Below are 1002 nucleotides of genomic sequence, written 5' to 3' on the forward strand. Positions count from 1 at the left end.
GTGATCACGCTTCCTTCCGGTCAAAATGTGCGGGTGTGGATTGCAACGGGCCATACGGACATGCGGTGTGGATTTCCATCGCTTGCGTTGCGGGTGCAGGAGGTGCTGAAACTAAACCCTCTGGACGGCAATCTTTTTGTATTCCGCGGTCGCAGCGGATCGCTGATAAAAGTGATCTGGAGTGACGGCCAGGGGAGCTGCCTTTTTACAAAAAAGTTGGACCGCGGCCGGTTCGTCTGGCCGTCTGCGGAAGGCGGCGCGATAGTGATATCACCCGCACAGCTCAGTTATCTTCTGTCCGGGATCGACTGGAGGCATCCTCAGGAAACCTTTCGTCCGACGAAGGTCGGCTAGCATTATTCAATTGAAAATACTGAGGAAATCTGATCGAATGGCTTCATGATCTCAAAGCCTGTCGATCTTCCTGCGGATGTTGTAGGCGCTTACCTGGCGCTGCTTGGCGAGCATGAAGCCTTGCAGGCTAAACACGCTATCGCAGTTGCGGAAGCGGCCAATGCGCAGGCGATGCTCTCTGACAACGAGGCGCTGATCGTTGCTCTGGAATTGAAGATCGAGAAGCTCAGGCGCGAGTTGCGAGGCCAGCGCTCTGAACGCACGGCGCGCCTGCTCGACCAGTTGGAACTGCAGCTCGAGGAACTCGTGACGGCGGCGACGGAGGACGAGGTCGCGGCACAGGCAGCAAGCGCCAAAACCTCGAGCGTACGTTCGTTCACGCGCAAACGACCGGTGCGCAAGCCATGGCCGGACGATATCGAGCGCGAACGTATCGTCATCGAGCCGCCGACGACTTGCGCCTGCTGTGGTGGCTCACGCCTGTCGAAGCTGGGCGAGGACGTCACCGAGACGCTGGAAGAGATTCCGCGCCGGTTCAAGGTGATCGAGACGGTGCGGGAAAAGTTCACGTGCCGTGACTGTGAAGGCATCAGCCAGGCACCAGCACCGTTCCATGCCACGCCGCGCGGCTTCATCGGTCCTCATCTG

At 58.8% G+C, this 1002-nt stretch carries 2 protein-coding genes; both read left to right on the forward strand.

What is annotated here, in order from left to right; genetic code table 11:
• Entirely contained in the window at nt 1-354 is a 354-nt protein-coding gene (gene tnpB, locus EV561_RS36985; protein WP_132528789.1) for an IS66 family insertion sequence element accessory protein TnpB, read from the forward strand.
• 45 nt (nt 355-399) lie between these two features.
• The coding region (locus EV561_RS36990; RefSeq protein ID WP_207910678.1) for an IS66 family transposase zinc-finger binding domain-containing protein at nt 400-1002 on the forward strand (603 nt) is incomplete at its 3' end.

It is taken from the genome of Rhizobium sp. BK376 (assembly GCF_004341625.1).
Classification (GTDB): Bacteria; Pseudomonadota; Alphaproteobacteria; order Rhizobiales; family Rhizobiaceae; genus Rhizobium.